Origin of the sequence: Bacterioplanoides sp., assembly GCF_965226395.1 — a bacterium.
Lineage (GTDB): Bacteria > Pseudomonadota > Gammaproteobacteria > Pseudomonadales > Oceanobacteraceae > Bacterioplanoides.
Genome location: NZ_OZ245358.1, coordinates 1,859,213 through 1,881,055 on the forward strand (window position 1 = coordinate 1,859,213; position 21,843 = coordinate 1,881,055).

Annotated in this window: 21 protein-coding genes; 20 read left to right on the forward strand and 1 reads right to left on the reverse strand. The window is 50.2% G+C overall.

Going from position 1 to position 21,843, the window contains the following annotated elements; all coding sequences use genetic code 11:
- Positions 1–209: 209 nt before the first annotated feature.
- The 6 genes from rpoB to tuf all read left to right on the forward strand — a co-directional run bounded on the left by rpoB (position 210) and on the right by tuf (position 13,251).
- A complete protein-coding gene (rpoB, locus tag ACO05E_RS08460) occupies positions 210–4,283 on the forward strand; it encodes a DNA-directed RNA polymerase subunit beta (RefSeq protein ID WP_419812535.1) in 4,074 nt (1,357 codons plus the stop codon).
- Positions 4,284–4,303: 20 nt separating this feature from the next.
- Positions 4,304–8,530 carry a DNA-directed RNA polymerase subunit beta' gene (gene rpoC / locus ACO05E_RS08465; protein WP_419812536.1) on the forward strand — a complete coding sequence of 1,409 codons (4,227 nt, stop codon included), beginning with the start codon at positions 4,304–4,306 and terminating at the stop codon, positions 8,528–8,530.
- Positions 8,531–8,763: 233 nt separating this feature from the next.
- The gene (gene rpsL, locus ACO05E_RS08470) at positions 8,764–9,135 is read left to right on the forward strand and encodes a 30S ribosomal protein S12 (RefSeq protein WP_068655045.1); all 372 of its coding nucleotides are present in this window, start codon (positions 8,764–8,766) and stop codon (positions 9,133–9,135) included.
- Positions 9,136–9,282: 147 nt separating this feature from the next.
- Positions 9,283–9,753 (forward strand): 30S ribosomal protein S7, encoded by a 471-nt coding sequence (gene rpsG, locus ACO05E_RS08475; RefSeq protein ID WP_068660962.1) that lies wholly within the window; start codon positions 9,283–9,285, stop codon positions 9,751–9,753.
- A 123-nt stretch (positions 9,754–9,876) separates the two neighbouring features.
- Positions 9,877–11,985, forward strand: coding sequence for an elongation factor G (fusA, locus tag ACO05E_RS08480; protein ID WP_419812537.1), 2,109 nt, complete (start codon positions 9,877–9,879; stop codon positions 11,983–11,985).
- A gap of 42 nt (positions 11,986–12,027) precedes the next feature.
- On the forward strand, positions 12,028–13,251 hold the full coding sequence (gene tuf, locus ACO05E_RS08485; RefSeq protein ID WP_255858394.1) for an elongation factor Tu: 1,224 nt from the start codon (positions 12,028–12,030) through the stop codon (positions 13,249–13,251).
- 95 nt (positions 13,252–13,346) lie between these two features.
- On the opposite strand, the gene ACO05E_RS08490 is transcribed toward tuf, so the two are convergent.
- Positions 13,347–15,173, reverse strand: a complete 1,827-nt coding sequence (locus tag ACO05E_RS08490) for a methyl-accepting chemotaxis protein (protein WP_419812538.1) — start codon at positions 15,171–15,173, stop codon at positions 13,347–13,349.
- Positions 15,174–15,532: 359 nt separating this feature from the next.
- Between ACO05E_RS08490 and rpsJ the strand changes: the two genes are divergently transcribed.
- The 14 genes from rpsJ to rplE all read left to right on the forward strand — a co-directional run bounded on the left by rpsJ (position 15,533) and on the right by rplE (position 21,840).
- Positions 15,533–15,844 carry a 30S ribosomal protein S10 gene (gene rpsJ / locus ACO05E_RS08495; RefSeq protein ID WP_068655016.1) on the forward strand — a complete coding sequence of 104 codons (312 nt, stop codon included), beginning with the start codon at positions 15,533–15,535 and terminating at the stop codon, positions 15,842–15,844.
- Between the two features lie 112 nt (positions 15,845–15,956).
- Positions 15,957–16,589: a 50S ribosomal protein L3 gene (rplC, locus tag ACO05E_RS08500; RefSeq protein WP_419812539.1), complete on the forward strand. Its 633-nt coding sequence runs from the start codon at positions 15,957–15,959 to the stop codon at positions 16,587–16,589.
- Between the two features lie 3 nt (positions 16,590–16,592).
- On the forward strand, positions 16,593–17,195 hold the full coding sequence (gene rplD / locus ACO05E_RS08505) for a 50S ribosomal protein L4 (protein WP_255858396.1): 603 nt from the start codon (positions 16,593–16,595) through the stop codon (positions 17,193–17,195).
- Entirely contained in the window at positions 17,192–17,488 is a 297-nt protein-coding gene (gene rplW, locus ACO05E_RS08510) for a 50S ribosomal protein L23 (protein WP_255858397.1), read from the forward strand. Before rplD ends, rplW begins: the two co-directional genes overlap by 4 nt.
- Positions 17,489–17,501: 13 nt before the next feature.
- On the forward strand, positions 17,502–18,329 hold the full coding sequence (gene rplB / locus ACO05E_RS08515) for a 50S ribosomal protein L2 (RefSeq protein WP_255858398.1): 828 nt from the start codon (positions 17,502–17,504) through the stop codon (positions 18,327–18,329).
- A 17-nt stretch (positions 18,330–18,346) separates the two neighbouring features.
- On the forward strand, positions 18,347–18,622 hold the full coding sequence (rpsS, locus tag ACO05E_RS08520) for a 30S ribosomal protein S19 (RefSeq protein WP_255858399.1): 276 nt from the start codon (positions 18,347–18,349) through the stop codon (positions 18,620–18,622).
- Between the two features lie 15 nt (positions 18,623–18,637).
- Entirely contained in the window at positions 18,638–18,970 is a 333-nt protein-coding gene (rplV, locus tag ACO05E_RS08525; protein ID WP_255858400.1) for a 50S ribosomal protein L22, read from the forward strand.
- Positions 18,971–18,981: 11 nt separating this feature from the next.
- The gene (rpsC, locus tag ACO05E_RS08530; protein WP_068655003.1) at positions 18,982–19,674 is read left to right on the forward strand and encodes a 30S ribosomal protein S3; all 693 of its coding nucleotides are present in this window, start codon (positions 18,982–18,984) and stop codon (positions 19,672–19,674) included.
- A gap of 12 nt (positions 19,675–19,686) precedes the next feature.
- Positions 19,687–20,100: a 50S ribosomal protein L16 gene (rplP, locus tag ACO05E_RS08535; protein WP_419812540.1), complete on the forward strand. Its 414-nt coding sequence runs from the start codon at positions 19,687–19,689 to the stop codon at positions 20,098–20,100.
- Positions 20,100–20,291, forward strand: coding sequence for a 50S ribosomal protein L29 (gene rpmC, locus ACO05E_RS08540; RefSeq protein ID WP_255858401.1), 192 nt, complete (start codon positions 20,100–20,102; stop codon positions 20,289–20,291). Before rplP ends, rpmC begins: the two co-directional genes overlap by 1 nt.
- A 2-nt stretch (positions 20,292–20,293) precedes the next feature.
- A complete protein-coding gene (rpsQ, locus tag ACO05E_RS08545; protein WP_068655000.1) occupies positions 20,294–20,554 on the forward strand; it encodes a 30S ribosomal protein S17 in 261 nt (86 codons plus the stop codon).
- Positions 20,555–20,585: 31 nt separating this feature from the next.
- Positions 20,586–20,954, forward strand: a complete 369-nt coding sequence (gene rplN, locus ACO05E_RS08550; RefSeq protein WP_094059470.1) for a 50S ribosomal protein L14 — start codon at positions 20,586–20,588, stop codon at positions 20,952–20,954.
- A gap of 13 nt (positions 20,955–20,967) precedes the next feature.
- Positions 20,968–21,282, forward strand: a complete 315-nt coding sequence (gene rplX / locus ACO05E_RS08555; protein WP_255858402.1) for a 50S ribosomal protein L24 — start codon at positions 20,968–20,970, stop codon at positions 21,280–21,282.
- Positions 21,283–21,300: 18 nt separating this feature from the next.
- The gene (gene rplE, locus ACO05E_RS08560) at positions 21,301–21,840 is read left to right on the forward strand and encodes a 50S ribosomal protein L5 (RefSeq protein WP_419812541.1); all 540 of its coding nucleotides are present in this window, start codon (positions 21,301–21,303) and stop codon (positions 21,838–21,840) included.
- Positions 21,841–21,843: the final 3 nt, after the last annotated feature.

Genomic DNA, 21,843 nt, shown 5'->3' on the forward strand with positions numbered 1-21,843 from the left:
TGCAATGCCGTTACTGTCGCATTAAAGTCTGATGCGACGATTGGCTGGCGGGGTTAAACCCGTCAGCCTTTTCGCGTTCTACGCGATTAATTGCGTACTGCATTCAATGTACGCAAGAATTACCAGCCTTTACTGGCTCAGTCAGCAAGCGCTAGCTTGTACACAGATCCAATGATGACCCAATCGGGGCAACAGTCCGGGGATAACTGATGGCTTACTCATATACTGAGAAAAAACGTATCCGAAAGGATTTCGGTAAACTGCCGAACGTCATGGATGTGCCATACCTTCTGGCCATTCAAATCGACTCATATCGCAAGTTCCTGCAAGAGGGAGCTAGTTCCGAAGATCGCATCGATCTTGGGTTACATGCTGCATTTAAATCTGTTTTCCCTATCGTAAGCTATTCCGGGAATGCAGCACTTGAATACGTAAGCTACCGTCTGGGTACACCTACGTTTGATGAAAAAGAATGTATGCTGCGTGGCGTAACATACGCTGCACCGCTGCGTGTGAAGGTTCGTCTGATCATTTACGATAAAGAATCTTCCACCAAAGCCATCAAAGATATTAAAGAACAAGAAGTGTACATGGGTGAAATGCCACTTATGACCGACAACGGTACCTTTATTGTTAATGGTACTGAGCGTGTGATCGTATCTCAATTACACCGTTCTCCGGGTGTATTCTTCGATCACGACAAAGGTAAGACACATTCCTCCGGTAAGCTGCTGTATAACGCACGTGTTATTCCTTACCGTGGTTCCTGGCTGGACTTCGAATTCGATCCGAAAGATCTGGTTTACGTTCGTATCGACCGTCGCCGTAAGCTGCCAGCATCGATTCTGCTGCGCGCTCTGGGTTACAGCACAGAAGAAATCCTGGCGGAATTCTTCGAGAACGACAGCTACCGTTTAAGTGCCGATGGCGCCATGCTGAAGCTGATTCCTGCGCGTCTGCGTGGTGAAACGGCGGCCTTCGATATCATGGATAACGAAGGTAATGTGATTGTTGAAAGCGGCCGTCGTATTACCGCGCGTCACATTCGCCAGTTAGAAAAAGCCGGCGTGGAAGAGCTGTCTGTTCCAGCTGAGTACCTGCTGGGCAAAGCGATTGCAAAAGACGTAATCGACACCCGTACCGGTGAAGTTCTGGCTCCGGCCAACTCTGAAATCAGCGCTGAGCTGCTGGCTTCTCTGGCAGAAGCAGGCGTGGATGCGTTTGAAACTATTTACACCAACGAACTGGATTGTGGTCCGTTCCTGTCAGACACCATGCGTACTGACCCGACCACCAACCAGCTGGAAGCACTGGTAGAAATCTACCGTATGATGCGTCCTGGTGAGCCGCCAACCAAAGAATCTGCCGAAGCGCTGTTCGAAAACCTGTTCTTCACTGATGAGCGTTATGACCTGTCTGCGGTCGGTCGTATGAAGTTCAACCGTCGTATCGGTCGTGAAGAAATTCTGGGCGCTGGCGTACTGGATAAGCAGGACATCATTGAAGTACTGCGTACCCTGATCTCGATCCGTAACGGTAAAGGTATCGTCGATGATATCGACCACCTGGGTAACCGTCGTATCCGTTCTGTCGGTGAAATGGCTGAGAACCAATTCCGTGTAGGTCTGGTTCGTGTTGAGCGTGCGGTACGTGAGCGTCTGAGCATGGCGGAATCTGAAGGCCTGATGCCTCAGGATCTGATCAATGCCAAGCCAGTTGCTGCTGCGGTTAAAGAGTTCTTCGGCTCATCCCAACTGTCTCAGTTTATGGACCAGAACAACCCGCTGTCTGAGGTAACTCACAAGCGTCGTATTTCTGCGTTAGGCCCAGGTGGTCTGACCCGTGAACGTGCTGGCTTCGAGGTACGTGACGTACACGCGACTCACTACGGTCGCGTATGTCCTATTGAAACGCCGGAAGGTCCAAACATTGGTCTGATTAACTCGCTGGCAACTTTTGCCCGCACCAATGAATACGGCTTCCTGGAATCTCCATACCGTAAAGTAAACAACGGTGTGGTTACTGACGAAATCATTTACGTATCTGCGATTGAAGAAGCTGACTACGTAATTGCACAGGCGTCGGTAGAAACCGATAGCGAAGGCCGCTTACAAGGCGACCTGATCTCGGTACGTCACCAGAACGAATTCACCGTGATGTCTCCGGATGCAGTAACCCTGATGGACGTATCTGCACGTCAGGTTGTATCCATCGCGGCATCTCTGATTCCGTTCCTGGAACACGACGATGCTAACCGTGCATTGATGGGATCGAACATGCAGCGTCAGGCTGTACCAACGCTGAAATCCGAGAAGCCATTTGTGGGTACCGGTATTGAGCGTGCGGTAGCAGCAGACTCCGGTGTGTGTGTGGTTGCTAAGCGTGGTGGTGTGATCGACTCCGTCGATGCTTCCCGTATCGTGGTTAAGGTTCGTGATGAAGAAACCATGGCTGGCGAAGCCGGTGTGGATATCTACAATCTGACCAAATACACTCGTTCTAACCAGAACACCTGTATTAACCAGAAGCCTCTGGTGAAAGCCGGCGATATCATTAATCGTGGCGACATCATGGCTGACGGCCCATCCATTGACTTGGGTGAGCTGGCTCTGGGTCAGAACTTACGTCTGGCGTTCATGCCTTGGAACGGTTACAACTTCGAGGATTCCATCCTGTTGTCTGAGCGTGTTGCTCAGGAAGACCGTTTAACCACCATCCACATTCAGGAACTGACCTGTGTGGCGCGTGATACCAAGCTGGGTGCAGAAGAAGTAACTTCTGATATTCCAAACGTCGGTGAGTCGGCACTGAACAAGCTGGATGAGTCCGGTATTGTTTACATCGGTGCGGAAGTGAAGCCGGGTGACATTCTGGTAGGTAAAGTGACACCGAAAGGTGAAACTCAGCTGACTCCAGAAGAAAAACTGCTGCGTGCGATCTTCGGTGAAAAAGCGTCTGACGTTAAAGATACTTCTCTGCGTGTTAAGACCGGTACCACAGGTACGGTTATCGACGTACAGGTATTTACCCGCGATGGTGTTGAGAAAGATCAGCGTGCTCTGGAAATCGAACAGTCTCAGCTGGACGAAATCCGTAAAGACCTGAACGAAGAAATGCGTATTGTTCAGGGCGCAACTTACGAGCGTCTGCAACGTGCACTGCTGGGTCAAACCGTTAACGCGGCACCAGGCTTAGCTAAAGGTTCTCCGTTAACGGAAGAGTACCTGCAGAATCTGGCTGGCGACGACTGGTTCAAGATTCGTCCACAAGACGAGTCTCTGGTTGAAGTACTGGAAAAAGCCGAGCAGTCTCTGATTGATCGTCGTAAAGAACTGGACGACAAGTTCGAAGACAAGAAGCGTAAGCTGCAAACCGGCGATGACCTGGCTCCGGGCGTACTGAAGATTGTTAAGGTGTACTTAGCGATTAAACGTAAGATCCAGCCGGGTGATAAGATGGCAGGTCGTCACGGTAACAAAGGTGTTATCTCTGCGATCATGCCAATCGAAGATATGCCATACGATGGTAACGGTGAGCCGGTTGATATCGTGCTGAACCCACTGGGTGTACCGTCTCGTATGAACGTGGGTCAGATCATGGAGACTCACTTAGGCATGGCCGCTAAAGGTCTGGGCGTTAAGATCGACCGTATGATCAAAGAACAGCAAGAGATCGCTAAGATGCGTGAACTGCTGAACGAGATCTACAACGGTGGTGACGGCCGTATCGAAGACCTGGACAGCTTCTCTGATGCTGAAATCATGGAACTGGCCAACAACCTGCGTAACGGTGTGCCAATGGCAACACCAGCGTTTGACGGTGCGAAAGAAAGCGAAATCAAACGTATGCTGCGTCTGGCCGACATCCCGGATTCCGGTCAGGTTACCCTGTACGATGGCCGCACTGGTGATGCCTTCGACCGTCCGGTAACCGTAGGTTACATGTACATGCTGAAACTGAACCACCTGGTAGACGACAAAATGCACGCGCGTTCTACCGGTTCTTACAGCCTGGTTACTCAGCAGCCGCTGGGTGGTAAGGCGCAGTTTGGTGGTCAGCGCTTCGGTGAGATGGAAGTATGGGCACTGGAAGCATACGGTGCGGCGTATACGCTGCAGGAAATGCTGACTGTTAAGTCGGATGACGTGGCCGGTCGTACCAAGATGTATAAAAACATCGTTGACGGCGACCACCGTATGGAAGCCGGTATGCCGGAATCCTTTAACGTATTGGTTAAAGAGATCCGCTCACTGGGTATCGACATCGAACTGGAAAACGAATAAGGGCGTGGAGCTAAAGCAAAATGAAAGATTTAGTTAATTTTCTGCGTAATCAAAACAACGCTGACGAGTTCGATGCGATCCGCATCGGCCTCGCCTCGCCGGATATGATTCGTTCCTGGTCTTTTGGTGAAGTTAAAAAGCCAGAAACCATTAACTACCGTACCTTCAAGCCAGAACGCGATGGTCTGTTCTGTGCACGTATCTTTGGCCCAATCAAAGATTACGAATGTCTGTGTGGTAAGTACAAGCGTCTCAAGCACCGTGGTGTGATCTGTGAGAAGTGTGGCGTTGAGGTAACTCAGGCGAAAGTACGTCGTGAGCGCATGGGTCACATTGACCTGGCGTCTCCGGTGGCTCACATCTGGTTCCTGAAATCACTGCCGTCCCGTATCGGTCTGATGCTGGATATGACGCTGCGTGATATCGAACGTATTCTGTATTACGAGTCCTTCGTAGTCACCGAGCCTGGCATGACCACCCTGGACATGGGTCAGCTGCTGAGCGACGAGCAATACTACGAAGCGATTGAAGAGTTCGGTGATGAATTCGACGCCAAAATGGGTGCCGAAGCGATCGAAGCTCTGTTAGGTCAGATTGATCTGGAAGACGAAGTTAACCGCCTGCGTGAAGAAATTCCGGCGACTAACTCAGAAACCAAAATCAAGAAGCTGTCTAAGCGTTTAAAAATCTTAGAAGCTTTCCACCACTCAGGTAACGATCCTAAGTGGATGATCATGAAAGTTCTGCCGGTTCTGCCGCCAGATCTGCGCCCACTGGTACCTCTGGATGGCGGCCGTTTTGCAACGTCCGACCTGAACGATCTGTACCGTCGTGTGATCAACCGTAACAACCGTCTGAAGCGTCTGTTAGAGCTGAATGCGCCGGACATCATCGTACGTAACGAAAAACGTATGCTGCAGGAATCGGTTGATGCGTTGCTGGATAACGGTCGTCGTGGTCGTGCCATCACGGGCTCGAACAAGCGTCCGCTGAAATCTCTGGCTGACATGATCAAAGGTAAGCAGGGTCGTTTCCGTCAGAACCTGTTGGGTAAGCGTGTTGACTACTCAGGCCGTTCGGTAATTACCGTAGGTCCTAAGCTGCGCCTGCACCAGTGTGGTCTGCCGAAGAAAATGGCTTTGGAACTGTTCAAGCCGTTCATCTTCTCCAAGCTGGAGCACCGTGGTTTAGCGACCACAATTAAAGCAGCGAAGAAGATGGTTGAGCGCGAGACCGCTGAAGTTTGGGATATCCTAGCTGAAGTGATCCGCGAACACCCGGTAATGCTGAACCGTGCACCAACGCTTCACCGTTTGGGTATTCAGGCATTCGAACCTCAGCTGATCGAAGGTAAAGCGATTCAACTGCACCCATTAGTGTGTGCGGCTTATAACGCTGACTTCGACGGTGACCAAATGGCGGTACACGTACCGCTGACCATCGAAGCACAGTTAGAAGCTCGTGCACTGATGATGGCAACCAACAACGTACTGTCTCCTGCGAACGGTGAGCCAATCATCGTACCATCTCAGGACGTGGTACTGGGTCTGTACTGGATGACCCGTGAGCGTGTTAACGCCAAAGGTGAGGGCATGTTCCTGGCCGATCTGGAAGAAGTAAGCCGCGCTTACGACTCTGGCAATGCTCATCTGCAAGCCAAAGTAAAAGTACGTATTACCGAAACCGTTGCTGACATGGACGGCAACATGACGACCGAAACCAAAGTGGTCGATACCACCATTGGTCGTGCATTGTTGTTCCGCATCGTACCAAAAGGTCTGCCATACGAGCTGGTTAACCAGCCGATGAAGAAGAAAGCGATCTCTAAACTGATCAACACCGCTTACCGCCGTGTGGGTCTGAAAGATACCGTTATCTTTGCTGACCAGGTGATGTACACCGGTTTCCAATACGCGACTAAGTCAGGTTCTTCCATTGGTGTGAACGACTTTGTGATTCCGGATGAAAAAGCCGAAATCATTGCTAACGCAGAAGCCGAAGTAAAAGAGATCGAAAGCCAGTTTGCTTCCGGTCTGGTAACCCATGGTGAGAAATACAACAAGGTTATCGATATCTGGTCTCGTGCCAACGAGCTGGTAGCGAAAGCCATGATGGACAACCTGGGTAAAGAAGGTGTAATCGACCGCGAAGGTAACGAGGTTGAGCAGGAATCCTTCAACTCGGTATATATGATGGCTGACTCTGGTGCACGGGGTAGCCCGGCTCAGATCCGTCAGCTGGCCGGTATGCGTGGTCTGATGGCGAAGCCGGATGGCTCCATCATCGAAACGCCGATTGTGGCGAACTTCCGTGAAGGTCTGAACGTACTGCAGTACTTCACCTCGACCCACGGTGCGCGTAAAGGTCTGGCCGATACCGCATTGAAGACGGCTAACTCCGGTTATCTGACGCGTCGTCTGGTAGACGTGGCGCAGGATCTGGTCGTAACCGATCGTGACTGTGGTACCGAGCGTGGTCTGGTAATGACACCGCTGATTGAAGGTGGTGACGTTGTTGTAGCGCTGGGCGACCGTATTCTGGGTCGTGTGGTTGCAACCGACGTTTACAAGCCAGGTTCTGAAGGCGACATCGTAGTACCAGCCGGTACCCTGATCGACGAAGCCTGGGTACAAACCATCGAAGCCGAAGGTATCGATGAAGTGATCGTACGTTCTGCGATTACTTGTGAATCTCGCGTTGGTATCTGTTCAAGCTGTTACGGTCGTGATCTGGGTCGCGGTCATCAGGTGAACGTGGGTGAAGCGGTTGGTGTTATCGCAGCACAATCCATTGGTGAGCCGGGTACACAGCTGACCATGCGTACGTTCCACATTGGTGGTGCGGCATCGCGAGCATCGGCAGCCGATAGCGTTCAGGTGAAGAACTCCGGTACCGTTCGTCTGCATAACATGAAGACAGTGACCAAAGACAATGGCGACCTGGTAGCGGTTTCCCGTTCCGGTGCGATTGCCGTTGCTGATGATCACGGTCGTGAGCGTGAGCTGTACAAACTGCCATACGGCGCAGTGATTTCAGTACAAGACAACGCAGCGGTTGAAGCTGGCCAGAAAGTGGCAAGCTGGGATCCGCACACTCACCCAATCGTAACTGAGGTGAAAGGTCGTATTGAATTCGTTGGCATGGAAGAAGGTATCACCATCAACCGTCAGACCGACGAATTGACTGGCCTGTCTTCTATTGAAGTGATCGACGCCAAAGATCGTCCGGCGGCGGGTAAAGATATTCGTCCAATGGTGAAACTGGTGGATGCGTCGGGTAACGACGTAATGCTGCCGGGTACCAATGCACCAGCACAGTACTTACTGCCTGCTAACGCACTGGTAAGCCACGAAGACGGTACTGAAGTATCCGTGGGTGACGTGATTGCACGTATCCCGCAAGAGTCTTCCGGTAACAAAGATATTACCGGTGGTCTGCCACGAGTGGCCGACCTGTTCGAAGCACGTAAGCCAAAAGAGCCTGCTATCCTGGCAGAAATCACCGGTACCGTGAGCTTCGGTAAAGAGACCAAAGGTAAGAAGCGTCTGGTAATCACTCCGAACGACGGCAGCGAGCCGTATGAAGAGCTGATTCACAAATGGCGTCACCTCAACGTGTTCGAAGGTGAACAGGTTGAGAAGGGTGAGATCATCTCCGATGGTCCGTTAAACCCGCACGATATTCTGCGCTTAAAAGGCGTAGGCGATCTGGCTATGTACGTAACCAACGAAGTGCAAGAAGTTTACCGTCTGCAAGGTGTAGGCATTGACGATAAGCACATCGAAGTCATCGTACGTCAGATGCTGCGTAAGGTTCTGATTACTGAAGCCGGTGATTCCAGCTTCATTCCAGGTGATCAGGTTGAGTACTCTAACTTCCTGGCAGAAAACGAGAAGCTGGAAGAAGAAGGCAAGATCACTGCCAAAGGCGAGCGTGTACTGTTGGGTATCACCAAAGCGTCTCTGGCAACAGAATCCTTCATCTCCGCAGCATCGTTCCAGGAAACCACACGGGTTCTGACCGAAGGTGCAGTAACGGGTAAAGTTGATACCCTGCGCGGCCTGAAAGAAAACGTGGTTGTGGGTCGTCTGATCCCAGCGGGTACTGGTCTGGCTTACCACGAAGAACGTAAGCGTAAGCGTCAGGATCGTGAAAACGAGCGCCTGAAAGCAACGCCAGAAGGCTTAAGTATCTCGGCTGAAGATATGGAAGCGAAACTGAGCGAAGCGTTCAGCGACAAGCTGTAAGGCCGGTGAGTTCAGGCCTGAATTAAGGGCTGAACAAAACCTATAAAAACCGCTGTTTCCGCAAGGAGGCAGCGGTTTTTTGGTTTTAGGCTGGGAGTAAAATTGTTTGCCTGAATTTTACTCAGAGGTTGTCGAAATAGTTGAATTTTTAACCTGATCCGAGTATGCTTCCGGCCCCTTTTCTTGCGTCTGCCTGAAAAGGGTTCCTTTAAAGACATTTTGGAGTTAGCTAAATGGCTACAATCAACCAGTTGGTTCGTAAGCCTCGTAAGCGCAAAGTGGCTAAGAGCGACGTACCTGCACTGCAGGCATGTCCACAGCGTCGTGGCGTATGTACTCGTGTATACACCACTACCCCTAAAAAGCCTAACTCGGCACTGCGTAAAGTATGTCGTGTGCGTTTAACGAACGGTTTTGAAGTGACTTCCTACATCGGTGGTGAAGGTCACAACCTGCAAGAGCACAGTGTTGTTCTGATCCGTGGTGGTCGTGTTAAAGACTTACCTGGTGTTCGCTATCACACTGTTCGCGGTACTTTGGATACTTCTGGCGTTGCTGATCGTAAGCAAGGTCGTTCTAAGTACGGTGCTAAGCGTCCTAAGTAACATCCTTTTGTTAAGTCTGCTTATACGCAGCGGAAAGGGTGTCTTACGACACAAGATAAGAGTAAGGCTGAGCAACGTGTTATCGAATGTGTTTAACCACAGTGTCAACATGCTCAGGCTGACCTGAAGACCTAAAGAGGGCTTATCATGCCAAGAAGAAGAGTCGCCGCCAAACGCGAGATTCTGCCAGATCCGAAATTCGGAAACGTTACACTGGCAAAATTTATGAACCACGTAATGATCAGTGGTAAAAAATCCATCGCCGAAAAAATCGTTTACGGTGCACTGGATGCAGTTGAAGCTAAGCAGGGTGGTAACCCGGTTGAGCTGTTCGATGCTGCTTTAGAGGCTATCCAGCCTATCGTGGAAGTTAAGAGCCGCCGTGTTGGTGGTGCTACTTACCAGGTTCCTGTTGAAGTACGTCCTGCTCGTCGTATGGCTCTGGCTATGCGTTGGTTAGTAGATGCTGCTCGTTCCCGTGGTGAAAAATCCATGGCTCAGCGTCTGGCTAACGAAATGATGGACGCTGCTGAAGGCAAAGGCGCTGCGGTTAAGAAACGTGAAGACGTTCACCGTATGGCTGAAGCTAACAAAGCTTTCTCTCACTACCGTTTCTAAGTTATCTGAAACACAGTGGTTTGAGAAACTGGGCGCTGTTCTTGTGCGCCCATTGTTAAGGCTGGCTCCGTTCGCGGGCCGCCTTAACTGATCCCAAGACCAACCAGTAAGGACTCTATTACAGTGGCTCGTACTACTCCGATTGAACGTTATCGTAATATTGGTATCTGTGCGCACGTCGATGCGGGTAAAACCACAACGACCGAGCGTGTTTTGTTCTATACCGGTGTTTCTCACAAAATCGGTGAGGTACATGACGGTGCAGCAACAATGGACTGGATGGAGCAGGAGCAGGAGCGTGGTATTACCATTACCTCGGCTGCAACGACCTGTTTCTGGTCAGGTATGGGAAAACAGTTCGACGAGCACCGTATCAACATTATTGATACTCCTGGGCACGTGGACTTTACCATTGAGGTAGAGCGTTCTTTGCGTGTACTGGATGGTGCAGTTGTTGTGCTGTGTGGATCGTCCGGTGTTCAGCCTCAGACTGAAACCGTTTGGCGTCAGGCCAATAAATACGAAGTGCCACGTATGGTCTTCGTTAACAAAATGGACCGTGCCGGTGCCGACTACTTTATGGTGGTTGACCAGCTGAAAGAGCGTTTAGGCGCAAATGCGGTTCCGGTTCAGATCAATATCGGCGCTGAAGATGAATTCAAAGGCGTGGTCGATCTGATCAAAATGAAAGCCATTATGTGGAATGAAGCCGACCAGGGAACTACCTTCACTTATGAAGATATTCCGGCTGATCTGGTGGATACCGCTAATGAATGGCGCGAGCACATGCTCGAAGCGGCAGCTGAAGCTTCCGATGATCTGATGGAAAAATACCTGGAAGAGGGTGATCTGTCAGAAGAAGAAATCAAGCAGGCGCTGCGTCAGCAAACGCTGGCTAATGAAGCGGTTCTGGTATGTTGTGGCTCCGCCTTTAAGAATAAAGGTGTGCAGGCGGTACTGGACGCTGTCATCGAATTTATGCCGTCACCGACTGAGGTGAAGGCCATCGAAGGTATTCTTGACGACAAAGACGAAAGCACTGCTGAGCGTCATGCCTCCGATGAAGAACCGTTTGCTTCCCTGGCCTTCAAAATCGCCACCGACCCGTTTGTGGGTACGCTGACTTTCGTGCGGGTTTACTCCGGCGTGTTGCAGTCGGGTGATGCGGTATGGAACCCGGTGAAAGGCAAGCGTGAGCGTGTTGGTCGTATGGTGCAGATGCACGCCAACTCGCGTGAAGAAATTAAAGAAGTACGTGCTGGCGATATTGCCGCGTTGATTGGTCTGAAAGATGTCACTACCGGTGACACCTTGTGTAATCAGGACCAGAAGAATCGTATTACCCTTGAGCGCATGGAGTTCCCGGAGCCGGTTATCTCGGTGGCGGTTGAGCCTAAGTCTCAGGCGGATCAGGAAAAGATGGGTGTTGCACTGGGCAAGTTAGCTCAGGAAGATCCATCTTTCCGGGTAGAAACTGACGAAGAATCCGGCCAGACCATTATTTCTGGCATGGGTGAGCTTCACCTCGACATCATCGTCGATCGTATGAAGCGTGAATTTAAAGTTGAGTGTAACGTTGGTAAGCCGCAGGTGGCCTACCGCGAGAAGATCTCACAAGTCGTCGAAATTAATCACAAGTTCGCCAAGCAATCCGGTGGTCGTGGTCAGTATGGTCACGTGGTGGTGCGCTTTGAGCCGTCTGAAGATGAGTCGGAGGAAGGGCTGGAGTTTGTGAATGAAATCACCGGTGGTGCTATTCCGCGTGAATACATCCCGGCGGTTGAAAAAGGTATTGAAGAGCAGATGAAAAACGGCGTACTGGCGGGTTATCCGCTGCTGGGCCTGAAAGCCACTCTGTTCGATGGTTCTTTCCATGACGTCGATTCGAATGAAATGGCGTTTAAGATTGCTGCTTCACAGGCGACTAAAAAGCTTGGTCAGGAAGGGTCTCCCGTTCTGATGGAGCCAATGATGAAAGTTGAAGTGGTAACCCCTGAGGATTACATGGGCGATGTGGTCGGTGACCTGAATCGTCGCCGTGGCCTGATCAGTGGAATGGAAGATTCTCCATCCGGAAAAGTCGTGAATGCCTCTGTGCCGCTGGCAGAAATGTTCGGTTATGCAACCGATCTGCGCTCAGCATCACAAGGTCGTGCGACCTACTCGATGGAATTTGAAAAATATGCGGAAGCACCTTCCAGTGTCGCCGAAGCAATTATTAACCGTTACTAATTTTAGTAAACAGTAATCACATAATCTTTAACGAGGTGTTTTATGGCTAAGGAAACGTTTGAGCGTTCCAAACCGCACGTAAACGTAGGCACCATTGGTCACGTTGACCATGGTAAAACCACTCTGACTGCAGCGCTGACCCGCGTATGTGCAGAAGTATGGGGCGGCGAACTGGTAGCTTTTGAAGGTATCGACAACGCACCAGAAGAGCGTGAGCGTGGTATCACCATCTCAACTTCTCACGTTGAATACGAATCCCCAAGCCGTCACTACGCGCACGTAGACTGCCCGGGACACGCGGATTATGTTAAAAACATGATCACCGGTGCTGCTCAGATGGACGGCGCTATCCTGGTATGTGGTTCTACTGACGGCCCAATGCCTCAGACTCGTGAGCACATCCTGCTGTCTCGTCAGGTTGGTGTACCATACATCGTAGTATTCCTGAACAAAGCTGACCTGCTGGCTGAAGACTGCGGCGGCGCAGACTCTGAAGAATACGCAGAAATGCTGGAACTGGTTGAAATGGAACTGCGTGACCTGCTGTCTGAATACGACTTCCCAGGTGACGACACGCCAATCATCCCAGGTTCTGCTCTGATGGCTCTGAACGGCGAAGACGACAACGAAATGGGTACTACCGCGGTTAAGAAGCTGGTAGAAACTCTGGATGAATACATCCCAGAGCCAGAGCGTGCGATCGACGGCGACTTCATCATGCCAATCGAAGACGTATTCTCTATTCAAGGCCGTGGTACTGTTGTAACTGGTCGTGTTGAGCGCGGCATCATCAATACTGGTGAAGAAGTTGCGATCATCGGTATCAAAGAGACCACTACTACTACCTGTACTGGTGTAGAAATGTTCCGTAAGATCCTGGACGAAGGCCGTGCGGGTGAGAACGTTGGTGTTCTGCTGCGTGGTACTAAGCGTGACGAAGTTGAGCGTGGTCAGGTACTGGCTAAGCCAGGTTCTATCACTCCTCACACCAAGTTCACCTCTGAAGTATACGTACTGGGTAAAGATGAAGGTGGTCGTCACACGCCATTCTTCAAAGGCTACCGTCCGCAGTTCTACTTCCGTACTACTGACGTAACTGGCGCTGTTGAGCTGCCAGAAGGCGTTGAAATGGTAATGCCAGGTGACAACGTGACTCTGTCTGTCGAGCTGATCGCTCCGATCGCGATGGACGAAGGTCTGCGTTTTGCGATCCGTGAAGGCGGCCGTACTGTAGGTGCTGGTGTTGTAGCATCTATCGTTGAGTAATAATTGCTAAGCAATTAACTCTCCCAAAAAGCCGGGCTATTTAGCCCGGTTTTTTGTGCCTGCGATTTGGCGAGCGCGGAATGGGTTGGTTTTGCTCAGTCTATGGTTTTAGGGTCGATGGCAAACTGCTCGCAGTGTTGTTGATAAAGCGATTTCAGTTCCGCTTCTCCCATCAGGTTGCCAGCTTCATTGCGATAGCTTCCCTGGCCTTTCATCGCCTGTCCCTGCCAGTTCTGTTCGATTTGCTGGCGAGCTGCTTGGTTGTTGAACCAATGAATAAACTGATTGGCGCGTGCCAATAAGCGATAACTGGCAGCTGAGGCATTAACGCCCATGCAGTAATAAAAAGGTTCTGGCGGGATATTGTCTGCAAGCAATTCAATCTTGCCTTTCCAGGGGCTGTTCGGATGATTGCAGGCCCAGTAAAAAATCGGCAGATCGACACCAAAAACATCGACTACGCCATCCGCCAGAGCATTGTGAATCCGTGACTGGTCAGAGTAAGCAATCAGGTTGGCAAGTTTCACTTTGCCGCCGGGTTTGTTTTCGTTGCTGCTCCAGCGCACACCGCTGTCTTCCAGTAGCTGAATGGCCGCAGGATCGTTAATCACTCCCATAACCTTGCCTTCAAGATCACTGATGCCATTGATAAGGTTATCGCCGTGACGCCGTGCAAGTACCCAGGGCAGGTACGAGTAAGCTTCTGAATACGCCACCTGATCGTATTCTGCTGATGGAGGGAGGGCGCTGATTACAATATCAGCCATCGGCTCGCCCAGTTTCATACCACTGGTCAGCAGTTCGGTGCACATATCCCAGGGGACTTCGATAAACTCAACATCAACCCCCAGATATTTTGCAAACGCAGTCGCGTAATCGACGTCCATGCCGGACAGTGGCTGACCGATGCGCTCACGAAAGGATAGGCCAATAAAATTCGGCTCAATGGCGACGCGTAGTTTTCCGCGTTGCAGAATGTCATCCAGCTGATCGTGTTCCGGATCGGGTACCAGATGCATTTTCTGCATAGTGCGATTAATGGTTGATAGCGCTTCGCTGATGGCACCGTTTTGCAGATTAATCCGGTCAAGCCCGGTATGGGTTTCCGTCAGAACATCACAAATCATCTGATTTTTACTGGCAATGCGTTCCATTGAGCCGTTGCTTAACTCCAGTGTTTCAAAGATGACGGCGGTATTTTCCATCACTGCATTAAGTTGTTCGGTAGTCTGTTGAAACAGCTCGGTTAGCTGATGAGTGGCGGCTTCAATGACTTCGATAAAGTGACTCATGCGCACTGCGTTATCGCTACGGATGTCCAGCAGCTCCTGATTGACCTCGTCGAAGTTAAGCTGTTCGGCGGCCTGGTTAACCCGCTCCATAGTAACGGATGCCAGGCTGCGGACTTCGTCAGCCACGACCGAAAAACCACGGCCATGATCACCGGCGCGGGCAGCTTCAATAGCCGCGTTCAGGGCCAGCAGGTTAATGCCTTTGCCAATTTCAAGGATGCCGTTTAATACGTCGCTAACGCTGGCTGACTTCTGTTCCAGCGATTCCGAAATACGCTCCAGTCCCTGACCGATTGACTGGTTGACCTCCTGAACCTCAATGGAGATCTGGGACTGCAGTTCGGTGACCGTGGTATTGGAGCTATTCAGATAATCACTGGCAGTATTCAACTCGTGATCGAGTTTGGCCGAACGTTGACTGATTTCAGACAGGCAGTTTTCCTGGGTTTGCTGGCTGCGAAACATTTGCCGCGTCAGTTTGCCTGTTTGCTCATTGATCAGTTGTAAGGAGCGAAACAGGCGCTTTTCATCAGTGCCGAAAGAAGAGGTGTTGTTGGTGTCCGGCTGAGGTAGATCGATCTCTTGTGCTTTGTCGGTATCGCGACGAAAGAGCTGAGCGAAAGAGGGCATAGGGTGTATCCGCGTAAATTGAACTGTAGCGAATTCAGCAAGTATGGTGCCAGTGAATTTAGAAAGGGGAGTGCACGAGTACGCGCATAAGCTGGGTGATTGGTGAGCAGAAGTGTGCGTGTTATTAAGATTATGCACAATAAAGAGGCGCCAGGGCTTTTGCTTATTTGATATTTGTTGGCTGGCTGTTTTTTATTCAGTAAGTGGTTGTTTTTCATTCAGCTGGCTGTTGACTCAGAAAGCGCTGGTCTATAGAATCCCGTCTCCTTTTTTAGCGTCTTGATGCCGTCTGAATAAAGGAAAATTAGAGGAATCGCTATCCAACGCGGTTCTGGTTCTTTGATTTTGGGAGTTTGGTGATGCAAAACCAACGTATCCGTATCCGTTTGAAAGCATTCGACCATCGTCTGATCGATTCTTCGACTCAGGAGATTGTTGAAACCGCTAAACGTACGGGCGCTCAGGTTCGTGGTCCTATTCCACTGCCTACTCGTAAAGAGCGTTTTACCGTTCTGATCTCTCCGCACGTTAACAAAGACGCGCGTGATCAGTACGAAATCCGTACTCACAAGCGCATGCTCGACATCGTTGAGCCAACTGAGAAAACAGTTGACGCGCTGATGAAGCTGGATCTGGCAGCCGGTGTGGAAGTTCAGATCAGCCTGGGTTAATTCTTACGAATTTCCCCTTACACAGTGCTCTGTGTAACGCCCGTTCACTTATACCGAGTGAAAGCTGGGCGGCCATAGTGGGTTAAGCCCCGTACACGAGAGGAAATACAAAATGGCAATTGGTATTGTCGGTAAAAAGGCGGGCATGACTCGCGTATTTACTGAAGCAGGTCAATCTGTTGCTGTAACTGTGCTTGAAGTAACGCCTAACCGCATTACTCAGGTTAAAACCGCCGAAACTGACGGTTACAGTGCACTGCAGGTTACTTATGGTGAGAAGAAAGCTTCTCGCGTTTCTAAGCCGGAAGGCGGCCACTTTGCGAAAGCAAATGTTGAAGCTGGTCGTGGTCTTCTGGAATTCCGTACTGAAGAAGCGCTGGCAGTAGGCGAAAGCTTATCTGTTGAGCAATTCGAAGCAGGTCAAAAGGTAGACGTAACCGGTACTTCTAAAGGTAAAGGTTTCCAGGGCGGCGTTAAGCGTTGGAACTTCTCTACTCAGGATGCAACTCACGGTAACTCTTTGTCTCACCGTGCTCCTGGTTCTATCGGTCAGTGTCAAACACCAGGCCGCGTATGGAAAGGTAAGAAAATGGCAGGCCACATGGGTGCTGAGCAGGTAACTACTCAGGGTCTTGAGGTTGTGCGCGTTGACGCAGAAAACAATCTGCTGTTGATCAAAGGTGCTGTTCCAGGTGCGACTGGTTCCGATGTAATTGTTAAACCAGCTGTAAAGGCTAAGGGGTAAGCAATGGAACTGAAAACTAACTCTGGTGCAGCGGTAGCTGTTTCTGATGTAGCCTTTGGTCGTGAATTCAACGAATCTCTGGTTCACCAGGTTGTAACTGCTTATCTGGCAGGCGCTCGTCAGGGCTCCAAAGCTCAGAAGAGCCGTTCTGATGTTGCTGGCGGTGGTGCTAAGCCATGGCGTCAAAAAGGAACTGGTCGTGCCCGTGCAGGTACTGCTAGCTCTCCTATCTGGCGTTCAGGTGGTGTTACTTTTGCTGCTCGTCCACGTGACTTCTCTCAGAAAGTAAACAAGAAGATGTATCGCGCTGCGATGCAGGCCATTCTGTCTGAGCTGGTTCGTCAGGAGCGTTTAATCGTTGCTGATTCTTTCGCAGTTGAATCTCATAAGACGAAAGAATTTGTTGCCAAGCTGAATGAACTGAACCTGGATAACGTATTAATCGTTGCCGGTGAAGTTGACGAAAAACTGTATCTGGCTGCTCGTAACGTACCACACGTTGGTGTTACTGAAGCTGCAGCAATTGATCCGGTTAGCCTGATCGCATTCGATAAAGTTCTGGTAACTGTAGACGCTCTGAAAAAACTTGAGGAGACCTACGCATGAACCAAGAACGTATCTATCAAGTATTAGTTGCGCCGCACATCTCTGAAAAAGCAACCATCGTTGCAGAGAAGGCCGGTCAATACGTATTCCGTGTTGCTCCAGATGCGACTAAGCCTGAAATCAAAAAAGCTGTTGAAGCTCTGTTCGAAGTGAAAGTTCAGTCCGTACAGACCGTTAACATCAAAGGCAAAACCAAGCGTACCGCTCGCGGTATGGGCAAGCGTAACGACATTCGCAAAGCCTACGTTCGCCTGGTTGATGGCCAAGACATCGACTTTGCAGACGCGGAATAAGGGGAGCTAAGTTATGGCATTAGTAAAAACTAAACCGACTTCAGCTGGCCGCCGCCACCTTGTAAAAGTCGTTAACAGCGAACTGCACAAAGGTAAGCCTTTTGCAGCTCTGTTAGAGAAGAAGTCTAAGTCTGGTGGTCGTAACAACAACGGTCGTATCACCACTCGTCACATTGGTGGTGGTCACAAGCAACACTACCGTGTTATCGACTTCAAACGTAATAAAGATGGTATCCCGGCCGTTGTTGAGCGTCTGGAATACGATCCAAACCGTAGCGCTAACATCGCTCTGCTGAAGTACGCAGACGGTGAACGTCGTTACATTCTGGCACCAAAAGGCGTTTCTGCTGGTGATCAGATCATGTCTGGTGAAGAAGCACCGATCAAACCAGGTAGCGCAATGTCTTTGCGTAATATCCCGGTTGGTTCTGTGGTTCACAACATCGAATTGAAGCCAGGTAAAGGCGGTCAGATCGCTCGTTCTGCGGGTACTTCTGCTCAGCTGGTTGCACGCGAAGGTGCTTACTGCACACTGCGTCTGCGTTCCGGTGAAATGCGCAAGGTTCTGTCTGATTGTCGCGCTACCCTGGGTGAGGTTGGTAATTCAGAACACGCACTGCGTGAACTGGGTAAAGCTGGTGCGTCGCGCTGGCGTGGTGTTCGTCCTACCGTTCGCGGTGTGGTTATGAACCCGGTAGATCACCCACACGGTGGTGGTGAAGGTCGTACCTCTGGTGGTCGTCACCCTGTTACTCCTTGGGGCGTTCCGACTAAAGGTTACAAGACTCGTAAGAATAAGCGTACCGATAAACTTATCGTTCGCCGTCGTTCTGCGAAATAATTAGAGAGGATTGAACTGTGCCACGTTCATTGAAAAAAGGTCCATTTATTGACCATCACTTGATGACCAAGGTAGAAGCCGCTCTTGAGAAGAACGACAAGCGTCCGATCAAGACTTGGTCTCGTCGCTCCACTATCTTTCCGGATTTCGTGGGGCTGACAATTGCTGTACACAACGGCAAACAACACGTACCTGTTTTCGTAACTGAAGACATGGTTGGTCATAAACTCGGCGAATTCGCTCTGACACGTACCTACAAAGGTCACGTGGCAGATAAGAAAGCCAAGCGTTAATAGGAGGGGTGAAATATGTCTGAAGTAGCCGCTGTATTACGTGGTGCTCGCTTGTCTGCACAAAAAGCACGCCTGGTTGCGGATCAGATCCGCGGCAAAAACGTCGCTGAAGCGCTGGATATTCTGGCATTCAGTGGTCGTAAAGGCGCCGACATCATGAAAAAAGTATTGGAATCTGCGATTGCCAATGCTGAGCACAACAACGGTGCTGATGTCGATGAGCTGAGCGTATCAACTGTGTTTGTTGATGAAGGTATGACGATGAAGCGTATCCGTCCACGTGCGAAAGGCCGTGCGGACCGCATCTTGAAGCGTACTTGTCACATCACTGTGAAAGTTTCTGAATAGGAGTTGGTCAGATGGGTCAAAAAGTTCATCCAACCGGTATCCGCTTAGGTATTACTAAAGACCATAACTCGGTCTGGTATGCCGGTAAGGATAAGTATGCCGACAACCTGCTGACTGACATCGCTGTTCGTTCTCTGATCGAAAAGCGTTTAGAAAAAGCTTCAGTAAGCAAAGTTGTTATCGAGCGTCCTGCGCAAAACGCCAAAGTAACCATCCACACTGCTCGTCCGGGCATCGTGATTGGTAAAAAAGGCGAAGACGTTGAAGTTCTGCGCAAAGACGTAAGCGAGTTGATGGGTATTCCGGTACACATCAACATTGAAGAAGTTCGTAAACCAGATCTGGATGCCAAACTGGTAGCACAAAGTGTTGCAAGCCAGCTGGAGCGTCGTGTGATGTTCCGTCGTGCCATGAAGCGTGCGGTACAAAACGCAATGCGTGGTGGTGCTGAAGGTATCAAGATCCAGGTGAGCGGCCGTTTAGGTGGTGCTGAGATCGCTCGTTCTGAGTGGTATCGCGAAGGTCGTGTACCGCTGCACACTCTGCGTGCAGACATCGACTACGCAACGTACGAAGCACACACTACCTATGGTGTGATTGGCGTTAAGGTTTGGATCTTCAAAGGTGAGATCCTGGGCGGAATTCAAGAAGTCCGTGACCGCGCTAAGAGCAGCCAGGGTAAAAAGAAATCCGGTCGTTCATAAGGGGAATTAGATATGTTGTTACCAAAACGTACCAAGTTCCGTAAGGTTCAGACCGGCCGCAACCGCGGTTTGGCAATTCGTGGCTCGAAAGTGAGCTTTGGTGAGTTCGCCCTGAAAGCAACTGGCCGTGGTCGTATGACCTCTCGTCAGATTGAAGCAGCCCGTCGTGCGATGACCCGTAAGGTGAAGCGTGGTGGTAAAATCTGGATCCGTGTTTTCCCAGACAAGCCTATCACTGCCAAGCCTCTGGAAGTTCGTCAGGGTAAAGGTAAGGGTAACGTAGAATACTGGGTTGCTCAGATCCAACCAGGCCGCGTTCTGTACGAGATGGAAGGTGTTCCTGAAGAGCTGGCGCGTGAAGCGTTCTCTCTTGCTGCAGCGAAACTGCCTTTCAAAACTGAATTTGTTAAACGGACGGTGCTGTGATGAAAGCAAGTGAACTGAAAGAAAAATCAGTGGCTGAGCTGCAATCTCAGCTGGAAGAACTGTTGAGCGATCAATTTAAACTGCGCATGCAGAAAGCGACAGGTCAGCTGGGTCAGACTCACCTGATCGGCCAGACTCGTCGTGATATCGCTCGCGTTAAAACCGTGCTGGCACAGAAGGCAGGTGAATAATCATGACTGAGACAACTGTTCGTACCCTGAGTGGTCGTGTCGTCAGCAACAAGATGGACAAGTCCATCACTGTATTGGTTGAGCGTCGCGTTAAGCATCCGATCTATAAAAAGTTCGTGAAAAAATCAACCAAGGTTATGGCCCACGACGCCAATAACGAGTGTCAGATTGGTGACACCGTTACTGTTAAAGAGTCTCGCCCACTGTCTAAAAACAAGACTTGGGCGCTGGTAAGTATCGACGAGCGCGCCGCCAAGGTTTAATACCAGGCGCAGTTACTAAGGAGCGATAGGCATGATCCAAACGCAAACCATGCTTGACGTTGCTGATAACAGTGGCGCGAAGCGAGTTCAGTGCATCAAAGTACTGGGTGGCTCGCATCGTCGCTACGCTGGCATCGGCGACTTGATCAAGGTATCCGTTAAGGAAGCAATTCCACGCGGTAAAGTGAAAAAAGGTCAGGTGATGACCGCAGTAGTTGTGCGTACCAAAAAAGGTGTACGCCGTCCGGATGGTTCTATCATCCGTTTTGACGTCAACTCTGCTGTACTGTTGAACGCATCTAATGCGCCAATTGGTACCCGTATCTTTGGCCCTGTTACTCGTGAACTGCGTTCTGAGCAATTCATGAAAATCATTTCCCTGGCACCTGAAGTGCTGTAAGGGAGGGGTGACTATGTTAAAGATTCGCAAAAATGACGAAGTAGTAGTTATTGCTGGTAAAGACAAAGGCAAGCGCGGCAAGGTACAAAAAGTACTGGCTGACGGTCGCCTGATTGTATCTGGCATTAACATGGTGAAAAAACACCAGAAACCAAACCCGTACCTGCAACAGCCAGGTGGCATCGTTGATAAAGAAGCTGGTATTCAAGCTTCCAACGTGGCTATCTGGAACGCTAAAACTGAAAAAGCTGACCGCGTTGGCTTTAAAGTGGAAGGCGACAAAAAGGTACGTATCTTCAAATCCACAGGCGAACAACTGGACGCCTAATCGGAGCTGGATACTGCTATGTCACGTTTAGAAAAACTGTACAAAGAAGAAGTAGTAGCCAAGCTGAAAGAAGAGTTTGGTTACCAAAATGTAATGCAAGTGCCTAAGATCACCAAAATCACCCTGAATATGGGTGTTGGTGAAGCATTAGGTGACAAAAAACTGCTGGACAGCGCTGTTGCCGATATGGAAGCAATTGCTGGTCAGAAAGTTGTTGTTACTAAGGCACGTAAGTCAGTAGCGGGCTTCAAGGTTCGTGAAGGCTGGCCAATTGGCTGTAAAGTAACCCTGCGTCGCGACCGTATGTGGGAATTCCTGGACCGTCTGGTAGACATCTCTCTGCCACGTGTTCGTGACTTCCGCGGTATTAACCCGAAATCATTCGATGGTCGTGGTAACTACAGCATGGGTGTGAAGGAACAGATCATCTTCCCGGAAATTGAATACGATAAAGTAGACAAGATCCGTGGTATGGATATCACCATCACGACAACAGCTAACACTAACGACGAAGGCCGCGCTCTGCTGAAAGCGCTGCAGTTCCCGTTCCGTAACTAAGGA

Excerpts from the sequence above, each read along its gene's own strand:
- rpoB (WP_419812535.1), top strand. The coding sequence starts at position 210 with ATGGCTTACTCATATACTGAGAAAAAACGTATCCGAAAGGATTTCGGT.
- rpoC (WP_419812536.1), top strand. The coding sequence starts at position 4,304 with ATGAAAGATTTAGTTAATTTTCTGCGTAATCAAAACAACGCTGACGAG.
- rpsL (WP_068655045.1), top strand. The coding sequence starts at position 8,764 with ATGGCTACAATCAACCAGTTGGTTCGTAAGCCTCGTAAGCGCAAAGTG.
- rpsG (WP_068660962.1), top strand. The coding sequence starts at position 9,283 with ATGCCAAGAAGAAGAGTCGCCGCCAAACGCGAGATTCTGCCAGATCCG.
- tuf (WP_255858394.1), top strand. The coding sequence starts at position 12,028 with ATGGCTAAGGAAACGTTTGAGCGTTCCAAACCGCACGTAAACGTAGGC.
- ACO05E_RS08490 (WP_419812538.1), bottom strand. The coding sequence starts at position 15,173 with ATGCCCTCTTTCGCTCAGCTCTTTCGTCGCGATACCGACAAAGCACAA.
- rpsJ (WP_068655016.1), top strand. The coding sequence starts at position 15,533 with ATGCAAAACCAACGTATCCGTATCCGTTTGAAAGCATTCGACCATCGT.
- rplC (WP_419812539.1), top strand. The coding sequence starts at position 15,957 with ATGGCAATTGGTATTGTCGGTAAAAAGGCGGGCATGACTCGCGTATTT.
- rplD (WP_255858396.1), top strand. The coding sequence starts at position 16,593 with ATGGAACTGAAAACTAACTCTGGTGCAGCGGTAGCTGTTTCTGATGTA.
- rplW (WP_255858397.1), top strand. The coding sequence starts at position 17,192 with ATGAACCAAGAACGTATCTATCAAGTATTAGTTGCGCCGCACATCTCT.
- rplB (WP_255858398.1), top strand. The coding sequence starts at position 17,502 with ATGGCATTAGTAAAAACTAAACCGACTTCAGCTGGCCGCCGCCACCTT.
- rplV (WP_255858400.1), top strand. The coding sequence starts at position 18,638 with ATGTCTGAAGTAGCCGCTGTATTACGTGGTGCTCGCTTGTCTGCACAA.
- rpsC (WP_068655003.1), top strand. The coding sequence starts at position 18,982 with ATGGGTCAAAAAGTTCATCCAACCGGTATCCGCTTAGGTATTACTAAA.
- rplP (WP_419812540.1), top strand. The coding sequence starts at position 19,687 with ATGTTGTTACCAAAACGTACCAAGTTCCGTAAGGTTCAGACCGGCCGC.
- rpmC (WP_255858401.1), top strand. The coding sequence starts at position 20,100 with ATGAAAGCAAGTGAACTGAAAGAAAAATCAGTGGCTGAGCTGCAATCT.
- rpsQ (WP_068655000.1), top strand. The coding sequence starts at position 20,294 with ATGACTGAGACAACTGTTCGTACCCTGAGTGGTCGTGTCGTCAGCAAC.
- rplN (WP_094059470.1), top strand. The coding sequence starts at position 20,586 with ATGATCCAAACGCAAACCATGCTTGACGTTGCTGATAACAGTGGCGCG.
- rplX (WP_255858402.1), top strand. The coding sequence starts at position 20,968 with ATGTTAAAGATTCGCAAAAATGACGAAGTAGTAGTTATTGCTGGTAAA.
- rplE (WP_419812541.1), top strand. The coding sequence starts at position 21,301 with ATGTCACGTTTAGAAAAACTGTACAAAGAAGAAGTAGTAGCCAAGCTG.